General features: G+C 59.9%; 24 protein-coding genes, 2 tRNA genes and 1 pseudogene. 20 read left to right on the forward strand and 7 right to left on the reverse strand.

All coding sequences use genetic code 11. The features are described 5' to 3' along the window. Positions 1-83: 83 nt before the first annotated feature. From ORL50_RS19425 to ORL50_RS19465, 9 genes are all read left to right on the forward strand, one after another. Positions 84-1043, forward strand: coding sequence for a YbgA family protein (locus tag ORL50_RS19425; RefSeq protein WP_266017303.1), 960 nt, complete (start codon positions 84-86; stop codon positions 1041-1043). Further along, positions 1044-1985 (forward strand): MerR family transcriptional regulator, encoded by a 942-nt coding sequence (locus ORL50_RS19430; RefSeq protein ID WP_266017305.1) that lies wholly within the window; start codon positions 1044-1046, stop codon positions 1983-1985. Between the two features lie 20 nt (positions 1986-2005). After that, entirely contained in the window at positions 2006-3451 is a 1446-nt protein-coding gene (gene phrB / locus ORL50_RS19435) for a deoxyribodipyrimidine photo-lyase (protein WP_266017306.1), read from the forward strand. A 69-nt stretch (positions 3452-3520) separates the two neighbouring features. Further along, the gene (locus ORL50_RS19440; RefSeq protein ID WP_266017308.1) at positions 3521-4303 is read left to right on the forward strand and encodes an SDR family NAD(P)-dependent oxidoreductase; all 783 of its coding nucleotides are present in this window, start codon (positions 3521-3523) and stop codon (positions 4301-4303) included. Further along, a complete protein-coding gene (locus ORL50_RS19445; protein ID WP_266017310.1) occupies positions 4300-5547 on the forward strand; it encodes an NAD(P)/FAD-dependent oxidoreductase in 1248 nt (415 codons plus the stop codon). Before ORL50_RS19440 ends, ORL50_RS19445 begins: the two co-directional genes overlap by 4 nt. Continuing rightward, complete coding sequence (locus ORL50_RS19450; protein ID WP_266017312.1) at positions 5544-6359, forward strand: DUF1365 domain-containing protein; 816 nt, start codon at positions 5544-5546, stop codon at positions 6357-6359. Before ORL50_RS19445 ends, ORL50_RS19450 begins: the two co-directional genes overlap by 4 nt. Further along, the gene (locus ORL50_RS19455; RefSeq protein ID WP_266017313.1) at positions 6346-7617 is read left to right on the forward strand and encodes an SAM-dependent methyltransferase; all 1272 of its coding nucleotides are present in this window, start codon (positions 6346-6348) and stop codon (positions 7615-7617) included. Before ORL50_RS19450 ends, ORL50_RS19455 begins: the two co-directional genes overlap by 14 nt. Then, positions 7610-8113, forward strand: coding sequence for a DUF2878 domain-containing protein (locus ORL50_RS19460; protein WP_266017314.1), 504 nt, complete (start codon positions 7610-7612; stop codon positions 8111-8113). Before ORL50_RS19455 ends, ORL50_RS19460 begins: the two co-directional genes overlap by 8 nt. A 53-nt stretch (positions 8114-8166) precedes the next feature. Continuing rightward, the gene (locus tag ORL50_RS19465; RefSeq protein ID WP_122838745.1) at positions 8167-8472 is read left to right on the forward strand and encodes a YkgJ family cysteine cluster protein; all 306 of its coding nucleotides are present in this window, start codon (positions 8167-8169) and stop codon (positions 8470-8472) included. 54 nt (positions 8473-8526) lie between these two features. Here the strand turns inward: ORL50_RS19465 and ORL50_RS19470 are convergent, their stop codons facing one another. The 6 genes from ORL50_RS19470 to hemA all read right to left on the reverse strand — a co-directional run bounded on the left by ORL50_RS19470 (position 8527) and on the right by hemA (position 13897). Next, the gene (locus ORL50_RS19470) at positions 8527-9045 is read right to left on the reverse strand and encodes an acyloxyacyl hydrolase (protein WP_266017316.1); all 519 of its coding nucleotides are present in this window, start codon (positions 9043-9045) and stop codon (positions 8527-8529) included. A 119-nt stretch (positions 9046-9164) separates the two neighbouring features. After that, complete coding sequence (murI, locus tag ORL50_RS19475) at positions 9165-9956, reverse strand: glutamate racemase (RefSeq protein ID WP_266017317.1); 792 nt, start codon at positions 9954-9956, stop codon at positions 9165-9167. Next, positions 9949-10704: a molybdopterin-synthase adenylyltransferase MoeB gene (locus tag ORL50_RS19480; protein ID WP_266017319.1), complete on the reverse strand. Its 756-nt coding sequence runs from the start codon at positions 10702-10704 to the stop codon at positions 9949-9951. Before ORL50_RS19480 ends, murI begins: the two co-directional genes overlap by 8 nt. Continuing rightward, on the reverse strand, positions 10698-11528 hold the full coding sequence (prmC, locus tag ORL50_RS19485) for a peptide chain release factor N(5)-glutamine methyltransferase (protein ID WP_266017320.1): 831 nt from the start codon (positions 11526-11528) through the stop codon (positions 10698-10700). The genes ORL50_RS19480 and prmC overlap by 7 nt, the downstream gene beginning before the upstream one ends. Then, complete coding sequence (prfA, locus tag ORL50_RS19490; RefSeq protein WP_266017321.1) at positions 11529-12611, reverse strand: peptide chain release factor 1; 1083 nt, start codon at positions 12609-12611, stop codon at positions 11529-11531. Continuing rightward, on the reverse strand, positions 12608-13897 hold the full coding sequence (gene hemA / locus ORL50_RS19495; RefSeq protein ID WP_266017322.1) for a glutamyl-tRNA reductase: 1290 nt from the start codon (positions 13895-13897) through the stop codon (positions 12608-12610). Before hemA ends, prfA begins: the two co-directional genes overlap by 4 nt. A 326-nt stretch (positions 13898-14223) precedes the next feature. Here hemA and ORL50_RS19500 point away from each other — a divergent pair, with 326 nt between their 5' ends. The 8 genes from ORL50_RS19500 to ychF all read left to right on the forward strand — a co-directional run bounded on the left by ORL50_RS19500 (position 14224) and on the right by ychF (position 21137). Next, the gene (locus ORL50_RS19500; protein WP_266017323.1) at positions 14224-15948 is read left to right on the forward strand and encodes a tetratricopeptide repeat protein; all 1725 of its coding nucleotides are present in this window, start codon (positions 14224-14226) and stop codon (positions 15946-15948) included. A 4-nt stretch (positions 15949-15952) separates the two neighbouring features. After that, positions 15953-16570, forward strand: coding sequence for a lipoprotein insertase outer membrane protein LolB (lolB, locus tag ORL50_RS19505; RefSeq protein WP_266017325.1), 618 nt, complete (start codon positions 15953-15955; stop codon positions 16568-16570). 2 nt (positions 16571-16572) lie between these two features. Further along, on the forward strand, positions 16573-17424 hold the full coding sequence (ispE, locus tag ORL50_RS19510; RefSeq protein ID WP_266017370.1) for a 4-(cytidine 5'-diphospho)-2-C-methyl-D-erythritol kinase: 852 nt from the start codon (positions 16573-16575) through the stop codon (positions 17422-17424). Positions 17425-17460: 36 nt separating this feature from the next. Then, positions 17461-17535 (forward strand) — tRNA-Gln (locus tag ORL50_RS19515). Between the two features lie 45 nt (positions 17536-17580). Beyond that, a complete protein-coding gene (locus tag ORL50_RS19520) occupies positions 17581-18522 on the forward strand; it encodes a ribose-phosphate pyrophosphokinase (RefSeq protein WP_003208392.1) in 942 nt (313 codons plus the stop codon). A 141-nt stretch (positions 18523-18663) separates the two neighbouring features. Next, positions 18664-19269, forward strand: a complete 606-nt coding sequence (locus tag ORL50_RS19525; protein ID WP_266017339.1) for a 50S ribosomal protein L25/general stress protein Ctc — start codon at positions 18664-18666, stop codon at positions 19267-19269. 160 nt (positions 19270-19429) lie between these two features. Continuing rightward, positions 19430-20014, forward strand: a complete 585-nt coding sequence (pth, locus tag ORL50_RS19530) for an aminoacyl-tRNA hydrolase (RefSeq protein WP_008037207.1) — start codon at positions 19430-19432, stop codon at positions 20012-20014. Positions 20015-20036: 22 nt separating this feature from the next. Then, positions 20037-21137: a redox-regulated ATPase YchF gene (gene ychF / locus ORL50_RS19535; protein ID WP_266017343.1), complete on the forward strand. Its 1101-nt coding sequence runs from the start codon at positions 20037-20039 to the stop codon at positions 21135-21137. Between the two features lie 59 nt (positions 21138-21196). Here the strand turns inward: ychF and ORL50_RS19540 are convergent, their stop codons facing one another. Then, on the reverse strand, positions 21197-22414 hold the full coding sequence (locus tag ORL50_RS19540) for an MFS transporter (protein WP_266017345.1): 1218 nt from the start codon (positions 22412-22414) through the stop codon (positions 21197-21199). 1317 nt (positions 22415-23731) lie between these two features. Here ORL50_RS19540 and ORL50_RS29135 point away from each other — a divergent pair. The 3 genes and pseudogenes from ORL50_RS29135 to ORL50_RS19550 all read left to right on the forward strand — a co-directional run. Beyond that, positions 23732-23944, forward strand: a pseudogene (locus ORL50_RS29135) (HAMP domain-containing protein); the annotation flags it as partial. A 27-nt stretch (positions 23945-23971) separates the two neighbouring features. After that, positions 23972-24805 (forward strand): methyl-accepting chemotaxis protein, encoded by an 834-nt coding sequence (locus ORL50_RS29140; RefSeq protein ID WP_416236036.1) that lies wholly within the window; start codon positions 23972-23974, stop codon positions 24803-24805. A gap of 116 nt (positions 24806-24921) precedes the next feature. After that, a tRNA-Met gene (locus tag ORL50_RS19550) sits at positions 24922-24998 on the forward strand. Positions 24999-25140: the final 142 nt, after the last annotated feature.

The raw sequence follows: 25140 nt of genomic DNA on the forward strand, positions 1-25140 counted from the left end.
TGACTTGTACAGCTTCGAATCTATGATGAACTCATGTTGTACAGATCCTTGGGTTTGTACAGGTCTGGATTCGAGGTGCCCTGATGTCCAACTCCGTCGTGAAACCGAAAATCGCCATCAGCGCTTGCTTGATGGGCGCTGAAGTTCGCTTCAATGGTGGACACAAGGAATCGCGGCTGTGCAGCCGCACCCTCACCGACTATTTCGAATTCGTACCGGTCTGCCCTGAAGTGGCGATTGGCCTGGGCATCCCTCGCCAGCCGATTCGCCTGGTCGGCGACCCGGAGCATCCGCAAGCTGTCGGCACAGTCCAACCGGAGCTGAATGTCACTGCACCGTTGGCGGCATACGGCGAAAAAATGGCGGATGAGCTGGATGACATCTGTGGCTACATTTTCATGCAGAAATCCCCATCCTGCGGCCTCGACCGGGTCAAGGTCTACCACGCCAATGGCGCGCCGGTAGACGGTGGCGGGCGCGGTATCTACGCCCAGGCCTTTTGCGCGCGTCATCCTGATTTGCCCGTAGAAGAAGACGGCCGGCTCAATGACCCGGTACTGCGGGAAAACTTCCTGACCCGCGTGTTCGCCTACAGCGACTGGCAGCAATTGCTGCGCGAAGGCCTCACCCGTCGCGGCCTCACCGATTTCCACGCGCGCTACAAATACCAGCTGATGGCGCACAACCCGGTGCAATACAAAACCCTGGGCAACCTGCTGGGCACTATGGGCCAGACAGAGCCGGAAACGCTCGGTCCACGTTATTTCAGCGAGCTGATGGCCGCCTTGAAAAAGTGCGCCACCCGACGCACCCATACCAACGTCCTGCAGCACATCAGCGGTTATCTCAAGCAGGCCATCAGCGCCGAAGACAAACAGGAAATGCAGCACGTCATTGGCCAATATCGCCACGGCATCGTGCCACTGGTGGTGCCGATGACCCTGCTCAAGCATCACTTCCGCCAACATCCGGATCCTTACATCGCGCAACAGGTTTACCTGCAACCGCACCCGGAAAACCTCAGCCTGCGAAATGCGATCTAAATGACTAACCGACTCGACACCAGCGCCAGCGAAGACCTCGGCGACGATTTCAAGAAAGCCCTGGACGAAGGCTGGCTGCCGATCCGTGAAGTGGCCCGGCAAACCGGGGTCAACGCCGTGACCCTGCGTGCCTGGGAACGGCGCTACGGTTTGATCGTGCCGCAACGCACGCCCAAAGGGCATCGCTTGTTCTCGGCCGAACATGTGCAGCGCATCCTGGCCATTCTCACCTGGCTCAATCGCGGAGTGGCCGTCAGCCAGGTCAAGCAACTGCTCGACACAGCGCAAGTGATCAGTGAGCCGATTGAAAACGACTGGCACGTGCTGCGCCAGACCTTGCTGCTGGCAGTCACCGGGTTGAACGAACGCACCCTCGACGACACCGTCAATCAGGCGATGGCGCTGTACCCACCGCGAACCTTGTGCGAGCAACTGTTGCTGCCGCTGCTCAGGGAGCTGGAGCAACGCTGGCAGGGCCAATTTGGCGCGCAGATGGAACGAGGTTTTTTTTACTCGTGGCTGCGCAGCAAGTTTGGCGCGCGCATTTACCACAACAACCGCCAATTACGCAGCGCACCGCTGCTGCTGGTCAATCAATCGGACCTGCCACTTGAACCGCACCTTTGGCTCACTGCCTGGCTGATCAGCAGCGCCGACTGCCCGGTTGAGGTATTCGACTGGCCACTGCCGCACGGAGAGCTGGCCCTGGCAGTGGAACATCTGAAAGCCCGCGCAGTGCTGCTGTATTCCAGCAAAGCGATGAACCTTGGGCAATTGCCGAAACTTTTGCACGGTATCAGTTGCCCAAAATTGATTGCCGGACCGATCGTCTGTATTCACCAAGTCGAGTTGTCCGCGAAAACCTCCGGTATTCCCGAACTGTTCTTGGCCGAAGATCCCCTGTCGGCGCATCAGGAACTGGTCCTGCGGGGGGTTATCTAATGAGCTCGGCGGACACCAGCATGCAATTGATCTGGCTGCGCAGTGACCTGCGCCTGCACGACAACACTGCGCTTTCGGCCGCCGCTGCCCGTGGCCCGTGCGTCGCCGTCTATCTGTTGAGCCCGCAGCAATGGCTGGAACACGACGATGCGGCATGCAAGGTGGATTTCTGGCTACGCAATCTTGAAGCGTTGAGCCGCGCGCTGGGCGAGCTGAACATCCCCTTGCTGATTCGCACTGCCGCCCACTGGGACCAGACGCCGCAGGTGCTGCTCGAACTGTGCCAGCAACTGAACATCAGTGCGGTGCACGTCAACGAAGAATACGGGGTCAACGAAACCCGTCGGGATGCCCAGGTGAGCGCGGCGCTCAGGGCCAGCGCCATTGATTTTTACAGTTACCTCGACCAGCTGTTCTTCAAGCCTGGCAGCGTGCTGACCAAGACCGGCACCTACTTCCAGGTCTTCAGCCAGTTCCGCAAGGTCTGCTACGAACGCCTGCACCGCTCGCTGCCCGCCCAGGTCCCGGTACCCGCGCCGCAGTCACCGTTGAACATCCAGCGTGATCAGGTACCCACCCAAGTCGAAGGCTTTGCTACGCCCAGCGAACATTTGCGCTCAATTTGGCCCGCCGGTGAAATCGAGGCCAGGCGCCGCCTGGACACCTTCGTCGACGCCCAGATCGACTACTACAAAAGCGAACGCGACTTCCCGGCCAAACCAGGTACCAGCCAGCTTTCGGCCTATCTGGCAGCCGGCGTGATTTCCCCGCGCCAATGCCTGCACGCAGCTTTGCAAAGCAATCAAGGCGAATTCGAAAGCGGCAAGGTTGGCGCAGTCACCTGGATTAATGAGCTGCTGTGGCGCGAGTTCTACAAACATATTCTGGTCGGCTATCCACGAGTCTCGCGCCACCGCGCGTTCCGTCCGGAAACCGAGGCCCTGGCCTGGCGCCACGCGCCTGAAGAACTACTGGCCTGGCAGCAGGCGCGCACGGGTTTGCCGATCATCGATGCGGCCATGCGCCAACTGCTGGATACCGGCTGGATGCATAACCGCCTGCGCATGGTAGTGGCCATGTTCCTGACTAAAAACCTGTTGATCGACTGGCGCGAAGGCGAGCGTTTTTTCATGCGCCATCTGATCGACGGCGACCTGGCAGCGAACAACGGTGGCTGGCAGTGGAGTTCATCCACCGGTACCGACTCGGCCCCCTACTTCCGCATCTTCAACCCGCTGAGCCAGTCGGAAAAATTCGACAGCGAAGGGGTGTTCATCAAGCAGTGGTTACCCGAGCTGGATGGGCTGAACAAGAAGGAAGTGCACAACCCGGCGAATGTGAGCGGGCTGTTCGGCGTCGCCGACTATCCGTCGCCGATCGTCAACTTGAGCACTTCGCGGCAACGAGCACTGGCCGCGTTCAAGAACCTGCCGTCGCGGCAGGACGCAGGAGGCGGTCATGAGTAATTGGGAACGGCGCATTGCCGAACAGCTTGCCATGGGCCCGGTGATCGCCGGGCTGCAAAGGAGAATGGGATGAGCCTTACACCTCCACGTCGTTACTGGCTGACGGGCGCGAGCAGCGGGATTGGCGCTGCACTGGCCGAAGAGATCCTCAAGACCGGCGCACACCTGGCCGTCAGCTCGCGCTCGACAGCGCCGTTGAAAGTCCTGTCGCAACGTTATCCCGGGCAAGTCCTGGTGGTAGCGGGCGACCTGACCAACAGCCAGACGGTTCGCGAAATAGGCGAGCAGATCGCTGAGCAATGGGGTTCGCTGGACACTGTGATCCTCAATGCCGGCACCTGCGAGTACGTCGATGCCCAGCAGTTCGATGCCTCGATCATCGAACACGTGGTGCGCACCAACCTGCTTGCCAGCGCCTACTGCGTCGAAGCCGCCCTGCCCTTGTTGCGCGCCGGCATCGCACCGCACCTTGTAGGAGTGGCGAGCTCGGTGACCTATCTACCGTTGCCGCGGGCCGAAGCCTATGGCGCATCGAAGGCCGGGTTGCGCTACATGTTCGAATCCCTGCGCATCGACCTGGCAGACGAAGGCATCGAGGTCACCGTGGTCAGTCCGGGCTTTGTCGACACCCCGCTGACGGCAAAAAATGATTTCCCCATGCCCCTCAGCTGGCCTGTGGAGAAAGCCGCCCGGCATATTTTCGCCAAACTGGATAACCGGCCACTGGAAATCGCCTTCCCGGCGTTGTTCATGGCGGCTCTGTGGCCACTGTCGAAGATGCCCAACAGCGTCAAGCTGGCAATCGGCAAGCGCATGGTGCGCAGTAATCCACCTATCCAGGACGTCCCGTGAAAATCGCCATTATCGGCAGCGGCATTTCGGGGCTGACCAGTGCCTACCTGCTCAACCGTCGCCACGAGATCACCCTGTTCGAAGCCAGCGACTGGATCGGCGGGCACACCCACACGGTCGAGGTCACCGTGGACGGTCGCAATTATGCGGTGGACACTGGTTTCATCGTGTTCAATGACTGGACCTATCCGAATTTCATTCGCCTGCTCGGGCTTCTCGGCGTGCGCTTCAAACCAACGGCCATGAGCTTTTCGGTGACCGACCCGGACAGCGGCCTGGAGTACAACGGCAACAATTTCAACAGCCTGTTCGCCCAGCGCCGCAACCTGCTGTCCCCCGGTTTTTGGGGCATGTTGCGCGACATCCTGCGCTTCAATAAAGAGGCACTGCGCGACCTGGAAGAACAGCGCATCAGCGCCGACATCACCCTGGATCAGTACCTCAAGGCCGGCGGCTACGGTGAGCGTTTCATCCTGCATTACATAGTGCCCATGGGTTCGGCGATCTGGTCGATGCCCATGGCCGACATGCTCGGCTTCCCACTCCAGGCCTTCGTGCGTTTTTTCAAGAACCACGGCCTGCTGTCGGTGAGTCATCGCCCGCAATGGCAGGTAATCGAGGGCGGTTCCAGTGCCTATGTGGCACCACTGATCGCGCCAATGGCCGATAAGATCCGTACCAACTGTCCGGTCACGCGGGTCGAGCGCGACGAGGAAGGCGTCGTTATCCACAGCGCTGCCGGCATCGAACGCTTCGATAAAGTGGTGTTCGCCTGCCACAGCGATCAGGCGCTGAAACTGCTGGCCGCACCGACCGTCGCCGAGCAATCGATCCTCGGCGCACTACCCTACGCCGACAACGAAGTGGTGCTGCATACCGATACCCGGTTACTGCCGGAATCCGAACTCGCCCAGGCCGCCTGGAATTACCGACTCAGCGGTGCTGGCCACACGTCAGCCGCCGTCACCTATGACATGAACCTGCTGCAAGGAATCGAAAGCACTACCCGATTCTGCGTCAGCCTGAACCAGAGCGCCGGCATCAGCCCTTTTAAAGTGCTCGCCAAATATACCTACGCTCATCCGCAGTTCAGCCTGGCCGCCGTCGCCGCCCAGGCTCGCTGGGAAGAACTCAATGGCGCGCACCATACCTGGTACTGCGGGGCCTATTGGGGCAACGGATTCCATGAAGATGGTGTGGTCAGCGCGCTGCGCGTGGCCGCTGCCTTGGGTGAAACCCTGTGAACAGCGCCCTCTACAGCGGCTGGATTGCCCACCGGCGATTCAGCCCGCGACACCACCAATTTCGCTACCGGATAGGCTTGCTCTACCTGGACCTCGACGAGCAGGAAACAGTACTTGCGCTGTCGCCGCTGGCGGGTCGCAGTCGCCTGGCACCGTTCTCGTTCCGCGAAGGTGATTACCTCAAGGCGTTTACGGGTGGCGGCATGCGCTTGATCGACGCAGTGCGCCAGCAGGTCGGCCAGGCCATCGGCCATGAACCACAAGGCTCGATCTGCCTGCTGACCCAGGTGCGCAGCTGGGGCCTGGCGTTCAACCCCGTGAGCTTCTTTTACTGTCACGAAGCCGATGGCCAACTGGCGGCGATCCTCTGCGAAATCACCAATACCCCGTGGCGTGAACGCTACCACTACGTGCTCCCTGCCAGAGCACCGGAAAACCTAGCGGATTTCCATCAGCATTTTGCGGTGGCCAAAGCGTTTCACGTGTCGCCGTTTTTGCCCCGGGACCTTGAGTACCGGATGAGCTTCAGCCCCGCCGCGGCAAAACTCGGCGTGCACATGGCGGACTGGCAAGGCGAGCAGAAGTTGTTCGACGCCACGCTCAACCTGGAGCGCGAAGTCCTCGATCGCGCCAGCCTGCACCGCTACTTGCGCCGCTTCCCGTGGATGACTGGGAAAACCTGCGTGGCGATTTACTGGCAGGCCGTGCGTCTGTTGTTCAAGGGTGCCCCCGTTTTTGCTCATCAACCTGCCGATGGCAGCGTTCAAACCGCCACTGCTGTTCCCAAGGACTGCCGCCATGAAATCCCCTAGCGTTTCGGCCAAGGCCCCGCTGTTCAATACCAATGGCATCACGGGCCTGTTATTGCGTCGCGGGGTGTTGCGGCAACTGGCGCACCTCAAGCACGGCCAGCTAGTGGTCGTTGAAGACGGCGAGCGCCAGGTATTCGGCACGCCCGGCAGCCATTTGCATGGTGAAATCCACATTCTCGACGCTGCGGCCTGGGGCCTGGTGGCGAGCAGCGGTTCGATCGGTGCCGGGGAAGCGTTTATTCATGGGTATTGGAGCTCACCGGACCTGACCGCCGTGGTGCGAGTGTTCGTCAGCAACCTCGAAGTGCTGGACTCGCTGGAAGGCGGCCTGGCAAAACTCGGGCGGCCGCTGGTGCGGGGCTTGCACTGGATCAACCGCAACACGCGCAAGGGTTCACAGAAGAACATTGCCGCTCATTACGACCTGGGCAATGAGCTGTTCGAGCAGTTCCTCGACCCGACCATGATGTACTCGGCAGCGCAATTCCTGACGCCCGAGGACACTCTGGAGCAGGCGCAGTTGAACAAGCTGGAGCGAATCTGCCAGAAGCTCGCGCTGAAACCTACCGATCACCTGCTGGAAATCGGCACAGGCTGGGGCAGCATGGCGCTGTATGCGGCGCAGCAATATGGCTGCAAGGTCACCACCACCACGCTGTCCAAAGAGCAGTTCGCGTTTACCGCGCAACGTATCGCGGCGCTTGGCTTGCAAGATCAGGTCACGCTGCTGCTGTCCGATTACCGTGACCTCACCGGCCAGTACGACAAGCTGGTGTCGATCGAAATGATCGAAGCCGTCGGTCACCGCTTTCTACCGACTTACTTCAAGCAATGCGCGCACTTGCTCAAGAGCAACGGGCTGATGTTGTTGCAGGCCATCACCATTCGCGAGCAGCGCTACGAGCAGGCCAAGGATAACGTCGACTTTATCCAGCGCTACATTTTCCCCGGCGGCGCCCTGCCCTGCGTGCAGAAAATGCTCGAGGTCATCAGCCGCGACACCGACATGAACCTGCTGCACATGGAGGACTTCGGCCTGCACTACGCCAAGACCCTGCGTCTGTGGCACGAGAACTTTCGCCGAGCGCACAACCGCTTGGGCGAGTTGGGTTACGACGAGCACTTCCTGCGGCTCTGGGAGTTTTACCTGTGCTACTGCGAAGGCGGCTTTTTGGAACGTACCATCGGCACCGCGCAAATGTTGTTGGCCAAACCTTCGGCAATCACCGCGCCGCTGCTGGGTCGGTTTAATGCTTGAGCGTATTGCCAATGCCGTGTTGTTCCAGCTGGGCTGGTTCGCCTGCGTAGTAGGCGGCGACAGTTTGTGGTTATTGGTGCCCCTGCTAGCACTGGTGATTCATCTGTTGTGGATAAGTCGCTGGAGCGATGAAGGTCGCTTGATTCTCAGTGTGGTCCTGCTGGGCACCACGGTGGACAGCACGCTGCGCTGGCTGGGAGTGTTCGACTTCACCGAAGTAGCGCCCTTGATCCCCCTGTGGTTGATGTTGCTTTGGGCTCTTCTGGCGACGACCCTGCGCCACTGCCTGGCCTGGAGTGCCAGCCCGTGGTGGCTCGCCTGCGTCCTCGGAGGCCTCGGCGGGCCGCTGTCGTATTACGCCGGCAGCCAGCTGGCAGGCGTGCAGTTTCCGTATGGGCCCGGACCGACGCTGGTGGGTATCGGCCTGCTCTGGGCGCTACTGTTCCCGGCGCTGCATTTCATGGCCCGACGACTGGCGTCGCAAACTCCACGTTAAACGTCTGTCAGGCCTTTCACATTCGCACGGCCCACTGCCTTACACTGCGCACCATGAAAACCATTCCCCTCACACCCGTTGCCGAGCCTGCGGTCACCTGCTCGACCTGCGCGGCCTGCTGCTGTCAGCTCGAAGTCATGCTGATTACCGACACGGGCGTGCCCGAGCGTTTTATCGACACCGACGATTGGGGTGGGGAAGTCATGCTGCGTCTGGATGACGGCTGGTGTGCGGCGCTGGATCGCAACAGCATGATGTGCACGATCTACGAGAAGCGTCCGCTGATCTGCCGGGAATTCGAGATGGGGGCACCGGAGTGCATCGAGGAACGCCGAGGTATTACCACGGCGTATCGTTGACGGGCGAGCCCTGTGGGGACAGGCGGGCCGTTCCCACAGAAATGATGCGCGGTGTTACAGCGGCATTGTGTAATGCAGCGCGTAGCTTTCAACGCCGTCGTTGTTGCTGCTCAGGCCGGCGTTGGAATAGTGCGTGGCACGAATCCCGACCTCATGACCGCCGGTAAAGCGCAGCCCGAAACCGATGCGGTCTTCGAACTGGAAGGACTGGCCGATGTTGTTGTCTTCAAGCTGGGTATCCGAGAAGAACGCTACACCCACACCCGCTTCGATGTACGGCTTGACGTTCTGGCCGGCAAACTCGTAGACGAAGACAGGCGAGAACGACAGGCTGTTGTTACTGGAAGTCTTGTCACCTTCCCAGTAGGTATAGGCGCCGCTCCAGAAACCGGTGAGTCGACCGACGTCGGTCTGCCACCAGCTCTTGTCCCAATCAAACTGCATGCCCAACCGGTAGGTCATGGTTGAATCGCTGGTCGCTCCGACCCCGAACTCCACGCCTGCCGCCTGTGCGGTAAAACTGTGCCCCATTAGTGCGGCCGCAAGCGCGGCCAAGCAGAATAGTCGCTTCACTAGAAACATCCTTTTCCGAACGAATTCGTATGGTTTTTTGGTGTTGCCCATCAGTCACAGCTATAGAAGTCTGCGCATAGTCAGAAGTTCAGACTATTTCGGGACATTTCACATTTTTTTTACAAGTCGAAACTACGCACAACGCCGGTAGAATTCCAGAGTAATGGCAAGATATTACTGAAATGCCCTGGATCGGCACTGGTCCAGAACTGCGCAGCCCGCGCCGGGCCTTCGGCGAGCAGCTCACGTTCGGCCAATAACCGCTGAAGCTGGCGAGCCACTGCAGCGCCGGTATCGATCAGGCTGATATGTGGCGCAATCATTTGCTTGAGCAGCGGCTTGAGGAAGGGATAGTGGGTGCAGCCGAGAATGATCGTGTCGCAACCCGCATCAAGCAAGGGTTGGACATAGCCGAGCAACAGCTTGCACAGAACCGGGCTGTGCAGATCGCCGTTCTCGATCAGCTCCACCAGGCCCGGGCATGGCTGGGTGATCACTCGCACATCGGTGGCAAAGCGGTCGAGCAATGCAGCGAACTTGGCGCTTTGTAGCGTGCCGGTAGTGGCGAGGACCCCGACCACGCCACTGCGGGTCGCGGCAGCTGCAGGCTTCACCGCAGGCTCCATGCCGACGATAGGCCACTGCGGATAGTCGCGGCGCAGATCCGCCACGCCTGCCACCGTGGCCGTATTGCACGCCAGCACCAGTGCCTTGGCGCCCTGCTCCTGAAAAAAACCGGCCATCACGCTGCAGCGCTGGCGAATGAACTCCGGCGTTTTCTCGCCATAGGGAACATTGCCGCAATCGGCTACGTACAGCAGTGTTTCGTTAGGCAGCAGACGCTGAATCTCGGCCAGTACCGATAGCCCGCCGACACCGGAGTCGAATACGCCAATTGGCGCCTCACGCACGGGCAGGACCACAGACCGCGCAGCCCGGGTCCCGCTTGACCCGCAGCTCACGGAAGCGCGTTCCCAGCGCATCGATCAACAACAGGCGGCCCACCAGTGGCTCGCCAAAACCAGCCAGCAACTTGAGCGCTTCCAGCGCTTGCAGGCTGCCGACCAGTCCCACCAACGGGCCGATGACACCGGCTTCGCTGCAGGTCAGTTCAGCTTCGCTGCCGTTGCCATACAAGCAGTGGTAACACGGGCTGTCCGTACGCCGCGGGTCGAACACCGACAATTGCCCTTCGAGGCGTATGGCGGCGCCACTGACCAGGGGTTTTGCGGCGAGCACGCAGGCGGCATTGACCGCTTCGCGAGTGGAAAAATTGTCCGAGCAATCCAGCACCAAGTCCACCGCAGCGACTGCGGCAGCCAGGGAATCTTGGTCCAGGGCGGTACGCAGCGCGACGAGTTGGATTTCAGGGTTGATCGCACTCAGTCGACGAATCGCCGAGTCGACCTTGCTCACGCCGACGCTGTCGGTGTCGTGAATCACCTGACGCTGCAGGTTGGTCAGGTCAACGCTGTCGAAGTCCGCCAGGTGCAGCTCGCCAACGCCTGCAGCCGCCAGGTATAGAGCGACCGGCGAGCCAAGTCCGCCGAGCCCGATGATCAGTACCCGGCTGGCCTTGAGCCGCAATTGGCCGTCGATGTCGACGTGCGGCAGCAGAATCTGCCGACTGTAGCGCAACAATTCCTGATCATTCAGCACGGCAGGCGCCCCAGGCTGATACGTTCGTGGCCGCCCAGGTCGGTGCGGCTGTGGACTTCCTCAAAACCGCGGGTCAACAGCAGATCCCGTACGGCGAGGGCTTGATCGTAACCGTGTTCGAGCATCAGCCAACCACCGGAGTCGAGATGATTCGGCGCCTGGTCGACGATCAGGCGCAGGTCGTCGAGACCGTCGATGCCGGCAACCAACGCGCTGGCAGGCTCAAAGCGTACATCGCCTTCAGCCAGATGCGGGTCGGCGCTCGCAATATACGGCGGGTTGCTGATGATCAACTCGAATCGCTGCCCTTCAAGGGCGCTGAACCAATGGCTGCTCAGGACAGTGGCATTGTTAAGGTGCAGACGCTGGCGATTGCGCTCGGCAAGCGCGACGGCTTCCTGCACGCGATCCACGGCGGTGACTTGCCACGCCGGGCGCTCGCTGGCCAGCGCCAGGGCAATCGCGCCGCTGCCTGTGCCCAGGTCGAGCACCCTGGCCGGGCTGGCTGGCAACAACTCCAGCGCGGCCTCGACCAGCAGCTCGGTGTCCGGACGCGGGATCAGGGTGTGCGGTGCGACTTCCAGGTCGAGTTTCCAGAAACCCTGCTGGCCGAGGATGTAGGCCACCGGCTCGCCGCCGCGACGACGTTGCAGGTAACCGGCAAACTTGAGCGCCGCTTCACTGGGCACGATGCGCTCCGGCCAGGTGTGCAAAAAGCTCCGCGACTTGCCCAGCGCCGCCGCCAGCAGCAACTCGGCATCCAGGCGTGCGGTGGGCGAGTCCGGTAGATCGGCGGCGCGGAGCAGACTGGCAATGATGGTCATTTACTCACCTATCGCTGCCAGTTGGTCAGCCTGATACTCGGCCAGCAATGGCTCGATCACCGCGTCGACGCCACCGGTGAGGATTTCATCGAGTGAATACAGCGTCAGGTTGACCCGATGGTCGGTGACCCGACCCTGGGCAAAATTGTAGGTGCGGATGCGTTCCGAACGATCCCCCGAGCCCACCAATAGCTTGCGCTCGCTGGCGATGGCATTGGCGGCGGCGCTGGTCTGCTGGTCGTTCAACTTGGCCGACAGCCAGGCCATGGCGCGCGCACGGTTCTTGTGCTGGGAACGTTCTTCCTGGCACTCGACCACGATGCCGGACGGCAAGTGAGTGATGCGGATCGCCGAGTCGGTCTTGTTGACGTGCTGGCCACCGGCGCCGGAAGAGCGATAGGTATCGACTCGCAGATCCGCCGGGTTGATCTCGATCGCTTCCTGTTCGTCAGGCTCGGGCAACACCGCAACGGTGCAGGCCGAGGTGTGAATACGGCCTTGGGATTCGGTGGCGGGAACCCGCTGCACGCGATGCACGCCGGATTCGAACTTGAGCTTGCCGTAGACGTTGTCGCCCTCGACCCGGGCGATCACTTCCTTATAGCCGCCGTGTTCGCCGATGTTCTCCGAGAGGATCTCCACTCGCCAGCCACGTCGCTCGGCGTAACGCGAATACATGCGAAACAGGTCGCCGGAAAAAATCGCAGCCTCGTCACCGCCGGTACCGGCACGGATCTCGAGGAACACGTTACGGCCGTCGTTGGGGTCTTTGGGTAGCAGCATGCGCTGCAGGCTGGCTTCGATTTCCAGCAATTGTTCCTTGGCCTCGCGGACTTCTTCCACGGCCATTTCGCGCATGTCCGGGTCGCTGTCCTTGAGCAGTGCCTGGGCACCTTCCAGATCACTCTGAACCTTGAGCAACTGTTTATAGGTTTGCACGATCGGTTCGACTTCCGCGTATTCCTTGGAATAGGTGCGGAATTTGGTCTGGTCGGAAATGACTTCGCCGTCGCCAAGCAAGGCGGTCAATTCCTCGAAACGGTCCTGGAGGATGTCCAGCTTATTAAGCAGTGAAGCTTTCATTGCGGTTTCTTATCCGAAAAGCTATCCGATGAGCCCTCACCGAGGGCAAAGAGTTCCTGGGCCATGGCCAGCGCATCGAGGCGGCCTTCGGCAGAGAGCTTTTTCAACTGCACGCTCGGGGCGTGCAGGAGTTTATTGGTCAGGCCGCGCGCCAGCTGGATCAACACGTCTTCGGCGCTGCCGCCATTGGCCAGCATGCGCTGGGCCTTGTGCAATTCTTCGTCGCGCAGGCGTTCGCTTTGCTGGCGATAGGCCTTGAGCACGTCCACTGCCGCCAGTTCACGCAGGCGCACCATGAAGTCTTCGGCGCCGATCGAAACCATCTCTTCCGCCGCTTGCGCCGCGCCTTGACGGCTCTTGAGGTTTTCCGCGACCACTTCGTGCAGGTCATCGACGCTGTAGAGGTAGACGTCGTCGAGCTCGCCAACTTCGGGCTCGATATCCCGGGGAACGGCGATGTCCACCATGAAGATCGGCTTGTGTTTGCGCAGCTTCAGGGCGCTTTCCACCGCGCCCTTGCCGAGGATCGGTAACTGGCTGGCGGTGGAACTGATGACGATGTCACTGCGCACCAGTTCGGCCGGGATATCCGACAACAGTACCGCATGCGCACCAAACTGCTCGGCGAGGATGCTCGCGCGCTCCAGCGTACGGTTGGCGACCACGATGCGCTTGACTCCCAGTTCATGCAGATGACGGGCGACCAGGGTAATGGTCTCGCCGGCGCCGATCAGCAAGGCCTGGCTGCGTTGCAAGTCGCTGAAAATCTGTTTTGCCAGGCTGACCGCGGCAAACGCCACGGACACCGGGTTCTCGCCGATGGCAGTGTCGGTGCGTACCTGCTTGGCCGCATTGAACGTGGCCTGGAACAGCCGCCCGAGCAACGGGCCGATGGTCCCGGCTTCCCGCGCCACGGCGTAGGCCGATTTCATCTGGCCGAGAATCTGCGGCTCGCCCAACACCAGTGAGTCGAGCCCGGAGGCGACTCGCATCATGTGACGAACTGCCGCATCATCTTCGTGCACATAACTGCTGGCGCGCAGCTCTTCGAGGCTCAAATGGTGATAATCGGCCAGCCAGCGCAACACGATGTCAGCCGAAAGGTGATCCTGTTCTATATAGAGTTCACTGCGATTGCAGGTGGAGAGGATCGCGGCTTCGCGGCTGTCGGTCAGTCGGCAGAGCTGCTGCAAGGCCTCCACCAGCTGCTCAGGGGTAAAGGCCACGCGCTCGCGGACGTCTACTGAAGCAGTCTTGTGGTTGATACCGAGTGCAAGGAAGGCCATTCAAGGTCGCTGATAGTGACGTGAAGCCGGCAATTGTCCTACTTCGACAGATCCAGAACAACTACTCGATATCTATTGGCCTGGTAGGAGACACCCAAGTTTGCGAGCGGTTCGCGTTTACATACGGCCTTTGTAGGAGGGAGCTCCCTCGCGATGGACGTTAACGTTGACTCGGGTAACCTGAATGCACGCGGCGCCTGTGGGTTTTTCGCGAGCGAGCTCGCTCCTACAAGGACCGGTACAAATGGAAAGTGACCGGCCGGTTATGTTTGGCCGAAGGCTTGTGTCATGATGATCCGACCGCAGGTTAGTCGTCCTCTTCCTATATGAATAGATCCTCCGCGTTGCTCCTTGCTTTTGTCTTCCTCAGCGGCTGCCAGGCCATGGCACCCGTTTCGCCGGTCGATTCGTCGCCGGTCGAAGACAGCACTCCAGCCCCTGAAAAGCCCAAGGTCTACAGCTCGTTCAGCGAAGAAACCGTCTTCAGCCTGTTGAGTGCGGAGCTGGCTGGCCAGCGCAATCGTTTCGACATTGCCCTGGACAACTACGTGACCCAGGCCATCAACACCCAGGATCCGGGGATTTCCGAGCGGGCATTCCGGATTGCCGAGTACCTGGGGGCCGATCAGGCAGCCCTGGACACCGCGCTGATCTGGGCCAAAAACGCCCCGGACGATCTTGAGGCGCAACGGGCCGCTGCCGTGCAACTGGCTCGCGCCGGGCGTTATGACGACTCCATGGTCTATATGGAGAAAGTCCTGCAAGGCAAAGGCGACACCCACTTCGACTTCCTTGCCCTCTCCGCTGCCGACACCGACCAGGACACGCGCAACGGCTTGATGCAAAGTTTCGACCGTTTGCTGCAACGTCATCCCGACAACGGCCAGCTGATTTTCGGCAAGGCCCTGTTGCTGCAACAGGATGGCGATGCCAAGGGCGCACTGACGCTGCTCGAAGATCATCCGCCGGAAGATGGCGAAATAGCGCCGATCCTGCTGCAGGCGCGCCTGTTACAGTCGCTCGATCGTGGTGACGAGGCCCTGCCGCTGCTGCGCAAAAGCATCAAGCAGTACCCGGACGACAAACGCCTGCGCCTGACTTACGCGCGCATGCTGGTGGAACAGGACCGCATGGACGACGCCAAGGTCGAGTTTTCCAGCCTGGTCCAGCAATACCCCGAAGATGACGAGTTGCGCTATTCGCTGGCACTGGTTTGCCTGGAAGCCAAGGCCTGGGAAGAGGCCAAGGGTTACCTTGAAGACCTGATCGCCCGGGACAGCCACGTCGACTCCGCGCACTTGAACCTGGGGCGTATCGCTGAAGAGCGCAACGATCCGCAGGGCGCCCTGGCCGAGTACGCCCAGGTGGGTCCGGGCAACGATTACCTGCCGGCGCAACTGCGCCAGGCCGATATCCTGATGAACAACGGCAAGACCGCAGAAGCCCAGAGTCGCCTCGCGGCGCAGCGTGACGAACAGCCCGATTACGCCGTGCAGCTGTACCTGATCGAAGCCGAAACCCTGTCCGCCAACAAGCAACAGGACAAGGCCTGGGCCGTTTTGGAAAAAGGCTTGCAGCAATATCCGGACGACCTGAACCTGCTGTATACCCGCGCCATGCAGGCAGAGAAACGCAATGACCTGGCGCAGATGGAAAAAGACCTGCGCCTGATCATCAAGCGCGACCCGGACAATGCCATGGCGTTGAACGCCCTCGGCTACACCCTGTCTGACCGTACAACGCGTTACGCCGAGGCCAAGGCCTTGATCGAACAGGCGCACCAGATCAATCCGGAAGACCCGGCGGTTCTCGACAGCCTCGGCTGGGTCAACTTCCGCCTGGGTAATCTGGACGAGGCCGAGCGTTACTTGCGCAAGGCCCTGGAACGCTTCCCCGATCAGGAAGTCGCCGCACACCTGGGCGAAGTCCTGTGGGCCAACGGCAAGCAGCGTGAAGCGAAACAAATCTGGGGCAAGTTCCTCAAGGAACAACCCGACAGCCCAATACTGCGCGGCACCATCAAGCGCCTGACCGGATCAGAGACTCTTTAAGATTATGTTTTTGCGCCATTTCATCGTTTTCAGTTTCATCGCCCTGCTTGCCGGTTGCGCAGGCTTCGGCGCTCGCGAATCGGTCCAGGGCAAAGGCGACCCGGGCCAGTGGCGTGAGCACAAACAGCAGCTGACGGGCCTGGATGGCTGGCAGATCAACGGCAAGATCGGCATTCGCGCCCCCAAGGACTCGGGCAGCGGCACCTTGTTCTGGCTGCAACGCCAGGATTACTACGACATTCGCCTGTCCGGCCCGCTGGGTCGCGGCGCTGCACGGCTGACCGGTCGCCCCGGCAAAGTGTCGCTGGAGGTTGCCAACCAGGGTCGTTATGACGCGCCGAATCCGGAAATCCTCCTCGAAGAACAGCTCGGCTGGAAACTGCCGGTGTCCAACCTTGCCTGGTGGGTACGCGGCCTCCCTGCCCCGGACAGCAAAAGCCGCCTGACCCTGGACACCGACAGCCGCCTGGCCAGTCTCGACCAGGATGGCTGGCAGGTTGAATACTTGAGCTATGCCGAGCAGAACGGCTATTGGCTGCCCGAGCGCATCAAGCTGCACGGTACTGACCTTGACGTCACGCTGGTGATCAAGGAATGGCAACCACGCAAACTGGGGCAGTGAACATGACTGCTCCGCGCCTGACCTTGCCATCGCCAGCCAAGCTCAATCTGATGCTGCACATTCTCGGCCGTCGCGAAGATGGCTATCACGAGTTGCAGACGATTTTTCAGTTCCTTGATTACGGCGACGAAATTACTTTCGCCGTGCGCGAAGACGGGGTGATCCGGCTGCACACGGAGTTCGCCGGAGTCCCCCACGACAGCAACCTGATCGTGCGCGCCGCCCGACAACTGCAGGCACAATCCGCTTGCACGCTCGGGATCGACATCTGGATCGACAAAGTCCTGCCCATGGGTGGCGGCATCGGTGGCGGCAGCTCGAATGCCGCGACCACCTTGCTCGGCCTGAACCATTTGTGGCAACTGGGCTGGGATGAAGACCGCCTGGCTGCACTGGGCCTGACACTGGGCGCCGACGTCCCGGTTTTCGTGCGCGGCCATGCAGCTTTTGCCGAGGGCGTGGGCGAAAAACTCACCCCTGTAGACCCCGAAGAACCGTGGTATCTCGTACTGGTACCGCAAGTATCTGTAAGTACAGCAGAAATTTTTTCAGATCCGCTGTTGACACGTAACACTCCTCCCATTAAAGTGCGCCCCGTTCCCAAGGGAAACAGTCGAAATGACTGCTTGCCGGTGGTAGCAAGGCGTTATCCAGATGTTCGTAACGCATTGAATTTGTTAGGTAAATTTACCGAAGCAAAACTCACCGGAACTGGAAGTTGTGTGTTTGGGGGCTTCCCAAGCAAAGCTGAAGCTGATAAAGTCTCGGCCCTTCTTACAGAGACCCTTACAGGGTTTGTAGCAAAAGGAAGCAACGTTTCGATGTTGCATCGCAAGCTGCAAAGTCTGCTCTAAAAGAACCGATTACTGGGTAATCGTTGCAACAGATACAGGGGCGTCGCCAAGCGGTAAGGCAGCAGGTTTTGATCCTGCCATGCGTTGGTTCGAATCCAGCCGCCCCTGCCATTTTCTATACTCATCCAGGTTACCCTCAGCCTCTAGGTACTGCGCGTGTCCAAGATGATGGTCTTTACGGGGAATGCTAACCCCGATCTGGCTCGGCGTGTCGTACGTCAGCTGCATATCCCTCTCGGTGACATCTCTGTCGGTAAGTTTTCCGACGGCGAAATTACTGCCGAGATCAATGAAAACGTCCGCGGTAAAGATGTCTTCATTATTCAGCCGACTTGCGCTCCGACCAACGATAACCTGATGGAACTGGTAGTGATGGCTGATGCCTTCCGCCGTTCCTCGGCTACTCGTATCACTGCTGTTATTCCTTACTTTGGTTATGCCCGTCAGGATCGCCGTCCGCGTTCCGCACGTGTGGCTATCAGCGCGAAAGTCGTTGCTGACATGCTTACCGTAGTCGGCATCGACCGTGTTCTCACGGTTGATCTGCATGCTGACCAAATCCAGGGTTTCTTCGATATTCCGGTAGATAACATCTACGGCTCCCCAGTATTGGTGGATGACATTGAAGATCAGCGCTTCGAAAACCTGATGATCGTATCCCCGGACATTGGTGGCGTCGTGCGTGCACGTGCCGTTGCCAAATCCCTGGGCGTAGATCTCGGGATCATCGACAAACGCCGTGAGAAAGCCAATCACTCTGAAGTGATGCATATCATCGGTGATGTCGAAGGGCGTACCTGTATTCTGGTCGATGACATGGTCGATACCGCCGGCACTCTGTGCCACGCGGCCAAGGCCCTGAAAGAGCATGGCGCTGCCAAGGTTTTCGCCTACTGCACTCACCCTGTGCTGTCCGGTCGGGCGATCGAAAACATTGAGAATTCCATGCTGGATGAACTGGTGGTGACCAACACCATCCCGTTGTCCGCTGCTGCTCAAGCCTGCTCGCGTATCCGTCAACTGGATATCGCGCCGGTAGTTGCTGAAGCGGTCCGCCGCATCAGCAATGAAGAATCGATCAGCGCGATGTTCCGTTAAGGGCCCTGCCCTTCTCGAACATCTCGTTGACGAAAAGCGCCCCGCCCCGGCATTCCTGTCGGGGCGGGGCTTTTTTGCCCATATCGCCTTTAGCGCTGGTCGCAAACGCTGGGGCGAATGTGGTTATTTTGGAGATACAACATGAACGATTTTACTCTGAATGCTGAAGTGCGTTCCGACCTGGGGAAAGGTGCGAGCCGCCGCCTGCGTCGTCTCGCAAGCCTGGTACCAGCTGTAGTTTACGGTGGCGAAAAAGCCCCTGAATCCATCAGCATGCTGGCTAAAGAAGTTGCCAAACTGCTCGAAAACGATGCGGCCTACAGCCACATCATCGAGCTGAACGTTGGCGGCACCAAGCAAAACGTGATCATCAAGGCTCTGCAGCGCCACCCGGCCAAAGGCCACGTGCTGCACGCTGACTTCGTACGCGTTGTAGCTGGTCAGAAACTGACCGCTATCGTGCCTGTACACTTCATCGGCGAAGAAGCTCCGATCAAGAAAGGCGGCGAAGTTTCGCACGTTACTTCCGAAATCGAAGTGACCTGCCTGCCTAAGGACCTGCCTGAGTTCATCGAAGTCGACCTGTCCAAGGCCGAAATCGGCGACATCATCCACATGTCCGACCTCAAAGCCCCTAAAGGCGTTGAGTTTGTTGCTCTGGCACACGGCGACGACAAGGCTGTTGCCAACGTTCACGCTCCACGTGTTGCTCCAGAAGAAGCTGCTGAAGAAGGCGCTGCAGAGTAATTTCACTCTGTACGCCGGAGTGACCGGTAACATCGCGGACTAGTACGTAGCGAGAAAGCGGGCGAGAACGCGGAGTTTACATAATGGTAAATGAGCACTTGTCGTCCACTTTCGCCGCACTCGGCGATGTTATCCACCACTCCAAGGAAGGGCCCCTATCGTGACTGCCATAAAACTGATCGTTGGCTTGGGAAATCCAGGCGCTGAATACGAACAGACCCGGCATAACGCAGGGGCCCTTTTTGTTGAGCGCATCGCGAACGCACAGGGTGTGAACCTTGTGGCGGACCGCAAATATTTCGGCCTGACCGGGCGCTATTCGCATCAGGGTCAGGATGTTCGTCTGCTGATCCCCACCACCTACATGAACCGCAGCGGCCAGGCCGTGGCGGCACTCGCAGGATTCTTCCGCATCAAGCCCGAAGAAATCCTGGTGGCGCATGACGAACTCGACCTGCCTCCGGGCGTCGCCAAGCTCAAGCAGGGCGGCGGCCATGGCGGTCACAATGGGTTGCGCGACATCATTGCGCAGCTGGGCAATCAGAATACCTTCTACCGCTTGCGGCTTGGCATTGGCCACCCAGGCGTAGCCAGTATGGTTTCAAACTTCGTCCTGGGTCGTGCGCCACGCGCCGAACAGGAAAAACTCGATGCCAGCATCGACTTTGCCCTCGGCGTGCTGCCGGATATCCTCGCCGGTGAATGGAACCGCGCGATGAAAAACCTGCACAGCCAGAAGGCCTGACTTTTACCCGAGGGGAAACACCATGGGATTCAATTGCGGCATCGTCGGCCTGCCTAACGTCGGCAAGTCCACCCTGTTCAACGCCCTGACCAAATCCGGGATCGCGGCCGAGAACTTCCCCTTCTGCACTATCGAACCGAACACCGGGATCGTGCCGATGCCGGATGCGCGCCTGGAAGCCCTGGCTGCCATCGTCAATCCAAAGCGTATCCTGCCGACCACCATGGAGTTCGTCGACATCGCGGGCCTGGTTGCCGGCGCGTCGAAAGGTGAAGGCTTGGGCAACAAGTTCCTGGCCAACATCCGTGAAACCGATGCAATCGCCCACGTGGTCCGCTGCTTCGAAGACGAGAACGTGATTCACGTTTCCAACAGCGTCGACCCGAAACGCGACATCGAGATCATCGACCTTGAGCTGATCTTTGCCGACCTCGACAGCTGCGAGAAGCAACTGCAGAAAGTCGCCCGCAACGCCAAGGGTGGTGACAAGGATGCCGTGGTCCAGAAGGCATTGCTTGAGCAACTGATCGCTCACTTCACGCTGGGCAAGCCTGCTCGCACCCTGATGAAGAACATGGGTGCCGACGACAAGGCGGTGATTCGCGGCTTCCACCTGCTGACCACCAAGCCGGTGATGTACATCGCCAACGTTGCTGAAGACGGTTTCGAGAACAACCCGCTGCTGGACATCGTCAAGGCTATCGCCGAAGAAGAAGGCGCCATGGTTGTTCCGGTCTGCAACAAGATCGAAGCTGAAATCGCCGAGCTCGAAGATGGCGAAGAGAAAGACATGTTCCTCGAGGCCCTGGGCCTGGAAGAACCTGGCCTGAACCGGGTAATTCGCGCCGGCTACGAAATGCTGCACCTGCAGACCTACTTCACCGCCGGTGTCGAAGAAGTCCGCGCCTGGACCGTCCGCGTCGGTGCTACCGCACCACAAGCCGCTGGCGTGATCCACACCGACTTCGAAAAAGGCTTCATCCGCGCCGAAGTCATCGCCTATGACGACTTCATCCAGTACAAGGGTGAAGCGGGTGCCAAGGAAGCCGGAAAATGGCGCCTTGAAGGCAAGGACTACATCGTTAAAGACGGCGATGTGATGCACTTCCGTTTTAACGTGTAAGAGTCACAGCCAAGAAAAAGCCGCGTTTGATACGCGGCTTTTTTGTGCCTGTCAGATCTTCAGGCCTTTTTGGTTCTCGGCAGGAAGATCGCCAGCACACCCAGCAGCGGCAGGAACGAACACAGGAAATACACGTACTCAATCCCGTGCGCATCCGCCAGATATCCCAGCAACGCCGCACCAATCCCGCCAAAACCAAACATCAGGCCAAAGAACACCCCGGCGATCATCCCGACATTTCCGGGCACCAACTCCTGGGCATACACCACGATGGCCGAAAATGCCGAAGCCAGGATAAAACCGATCACCACGCTCAAGACGCTGGTCCAGAACAGGTCGACGTGAGGCAATAGCAGCGTGAAAGGCGCAACGCCGAGAATCGAAAACCAGATGACTGCCTTGCGTCCGATCTTGTCGCCGATCGGCCCGCCAAAGAAGGTTCCCGCAGCCACCGCACCGAGGAACAGGAACAGATGCAGCTGCGAACTGGCCACCGACAGGTCGAACTTCTCGATCAGGTAGAAGGTGTAGTAACTGGTGAGACTCGACATGTAAAAGTACTTGGAGAACACCAGCAGCCCAAGCACGACCAATGCGCTGATCACCCTCCCCTTCGACAAACCATGAGTCGCTGCCTGCCCCTGCTTGAGCTTGAACAGGTTCAGGTGATTGGCATACCAGCGGCTAATCCGGTACAGCACGAATAACGCAAACACCGCGAACAGCCCGAACCAGGCGACGTGGCCCTGGCCAAATGGAATGATGATGGCGGCGGCCAGCAATGGCCCGAATGCCGAACCCGCGTTGCCGCCGACCTGGAAAGTGGACTGTGCCAGGCCGAACCGCCCGCCCGATGCCAGCCGCGCTACGCGAGAAGCCTCCGGATGGAAGGTCGAAGAGCCGATACCGATCAGCGCAGCCGCCAGCAGGATCATTGGAAAGCTGCCGACCACCGACATCATCAGGATGCCAATCAAGGTGCACACCGTCCCGGCCGGCAACAGCCACGGCTTGGGATGGCGATCGGTGTGGTAGCCGACCCATGGCTGCAACAGCGATGCGGTCAGTTGGAAAGTCAGGGTGATCAGGCCGACCTGGGTAAAGGTCAGGCCGTAATTGGCCTTGAGCATCGGATAGATCGACGGCAAAACCGACTGGATCAGGTCGTTGATCAGATGCGCCAGCGCCACGGCGCCGATGATGCGCATGACCAGTGGGCTGCTTTGTGAAGTCGCTGAAGCGGGCTCGGCGCCGGCCTGGGCATTGCTGATAGCCATGAGATTTTCCGGACAAACGGGTGGGTGCAAATGGGCAAGTGCATCAATGTGCCATTTTTCAGTGCGCCAGCGCCATCCCCTTAGCCTGCTAACGACATGTGCTTACGTTTATTTGCAAGTAATAGCGCATCGCCATGGTCTGAATCTTGCGTTATCACACCCTTTAAACGCGGCCCCTTACAAAGGGGACCGAGAATGGGAAGTTTCGCTACGCAGTCGGCCTACAGAGCTGACGAGGGTGAACTTTCGAGGCCTTTAAAAGGGGCACCAGTCGCGGCCGTTTCGGCCACGGCGCACGCCGATGGTGCGTGGTGCCCAGGGGAGTCATGGGGCATGCAGGCATTTTTATCACCGGGGATCCGTTTGCTGGGGCGCTTTGGCTTCGCACGCAAGTTTCAACTGTTGTTTTTGCTGTTCATTCTGCCGCTGGCGGGCAGCCTGTGGATGATCGGCCAAGACTACCGCAGCAAACTAAACCTGATCTCGGAAGAACGCGCTGGGGCTCGGCAACTGCTGGCACTGGATGCGCTGGATAACCTGCTCGGAGCGCAGCGTGATCGAGCCGCTCGCTGGCGAGCCACGGAAACCAATCGCCAACCCACCCCTGCAACACTCGCCGCGATGGCCGCGTTTGACGACGCGCAGCCTGCAATCGCCAAGGCGGCTACGGATTTGGGCAACACGCTCAACACTGAAGGTGCCCGGGACGCAACACTGGAGCGCTACCAGGCCCTGCAAGCGGCCCTCGCTGGCCTGGACTCAAAAAGCCTCGGCAGCGTCGGTTGGTGGCCCGATGGTTATGAACGCTTCACCCGCGCCCTGGGCGCCCTGCAAGCCGTGCGCGAGCAAATCGCCATGGATAACCGCCTGACGCTCGCGCCCTGGCTCGAAACCTATCTGTTGACGCAGATCTCCACCCAGCATGCGCCGGACCTGATCGAACGGGTCGGGCGCCTGGCCAGCATTGGCCAGGCCTCGGTAGTGTCAGGACAATTCACCCTGCAGAGCCGGTTACAGCTGCGGGACCTGCGCAGTCGTATCGGCGACGCCAGGGAGCAACTGGTAAAAACTGCGGGCCTGCTCGAATCGCGCCTTCCCAGTGACCTGCACACCTGGGCAGAACGCTACAACGCCAGCCTCAAGCACCTGGATGCCGAGCTCAAGGTACTCGATGACGGCGTGTTCGGCGGCAGCATCAACCTCAAGCACGAAGACTTCGAGCGTGGCCTGGACGCCTTGCTGGTCGACCTCGCCGCCTTGCGCCAGCAGTCGCTGGAGTCGCTGGATCAACGCCTGGCGCACTACCATGCCTCGGCGATGCGCCAGGTGATCGGCGTGGCGACGATTTTTGGCTGCCTGCTGCTGGCGGCGCTGTATCTGTTCACCTGCCTCCAAGCGTCTATCCGGCGCAGCGCCAGCGGGATTACGGTGCTCGCCGAAGCGCTGCGCGATGGCAATCTCAGCCTGCAGGTGCCCGTGCACGGCCGCGATGAACTGGCAGCCATCAGCACTGCGCTCAACGTCGCGGTCGTGCAACTGCGCAACAGTTTGCTGGGCGTGGACCACGAGACCCTGCAACTGAGCAACGCCGTACACGCGCTCAACCAACACTCCAGCGGTGCATTGGGCGAAGTCGAGGCGCAACAACTGCAGATCAGCCAGATCGCCGCAGCGGCCACCCAACTGGCTGCCACTTCCCAAGGCGTGGCCCAAAGCTGTGAACAGGCCTCGGGCAGCGCCCAGCACACCCGGCGCATTGCTGCCGACAGCAGCCGCGACAGCCAACGCACCACGGCGAGCATCCAGCAGCTCAACCACCGCCTAAACGAAACAGCTGCAGCACTTGGCAGGGTCAGTGAGCAAGGGCAGCAAATCCAGCTAGTGGTCGACACGATTCGTGGAGTGGCCGAGCAGACTAACCTCCTGGCCCTCAACGCAGCCATCGAGGCTGCGCGGGCAGGTGATCAGGGCCGTGGTTTTGCCGTGGTGGCGGACGAAGTGCGCAGCCTGTCGAAGCGCACGCAATCCTCGACCGCGCAAATCGCCCAGACGGTTGATAGCCTGCGGCAAACGGTGGATGAGGCAGTGAGCCTGATGGAAGCGGCCTGCAGCCAGGCGCAAAACGATGCGCAGTCGGTCACCGGACTGGGCGAGCGACTGGGTGAAATTGCTAGCGCGGTGCAAGGCGTCACCGACACCCTGGCGCACATCGCGACAGCGGTCGAGGAGCAGGCCAGTACCGCCGATGAGGTCAGCGGCAATATCCAGCAAGTTGATCAGGCGGCAGTGCGGCTGCTTGAAGGTGCCCGGGCTGTGAACCTGGCGGCGGACACGTTGAGCCAGGGCAGCAAGGCATTGAGCGCCAATACTGGGAGATTTCAGCTCGGCTGAGCGCCTCCCAGGTGGCGTTTTATTGCCTCTGGAGGATAAGCGGTTGAAAGCGTAGAGAAATATTTTAAATTTACGCTTGACGCATCCCCGTTACCGGTGAATAATGCGCGCCACTTGGCTACATAGCTCAGTTGGTTAGAGCATAGCATTCATAATGCTGGGGTCCGGGGTTCAAGTCCCTGTGTAGCCACCAAGTACTAAAAACGGCTTACCGCGAGGTAGGCCGTTTTTTTATGCCTGCGAAAAAGTCCCTGCGCTGACTGGTCGGCAGACATGATCCCTCCCGTGTTTGCGTCACCAGGTGTCGGCCGATACAGTCCGGTAATCTTTCCCAC

The organism is Pseudomonas sp. RIT-562 (genome assembly GCF_026241895.1).
Classification (GTDB): domain Bacteria; phylum Pseudomonadota; class Gammaproteobacteria; order Pseudomonadales; family Pseudomonadaceae; genus Aquipseudomonas; species Aquipseudomonas mandelii_F.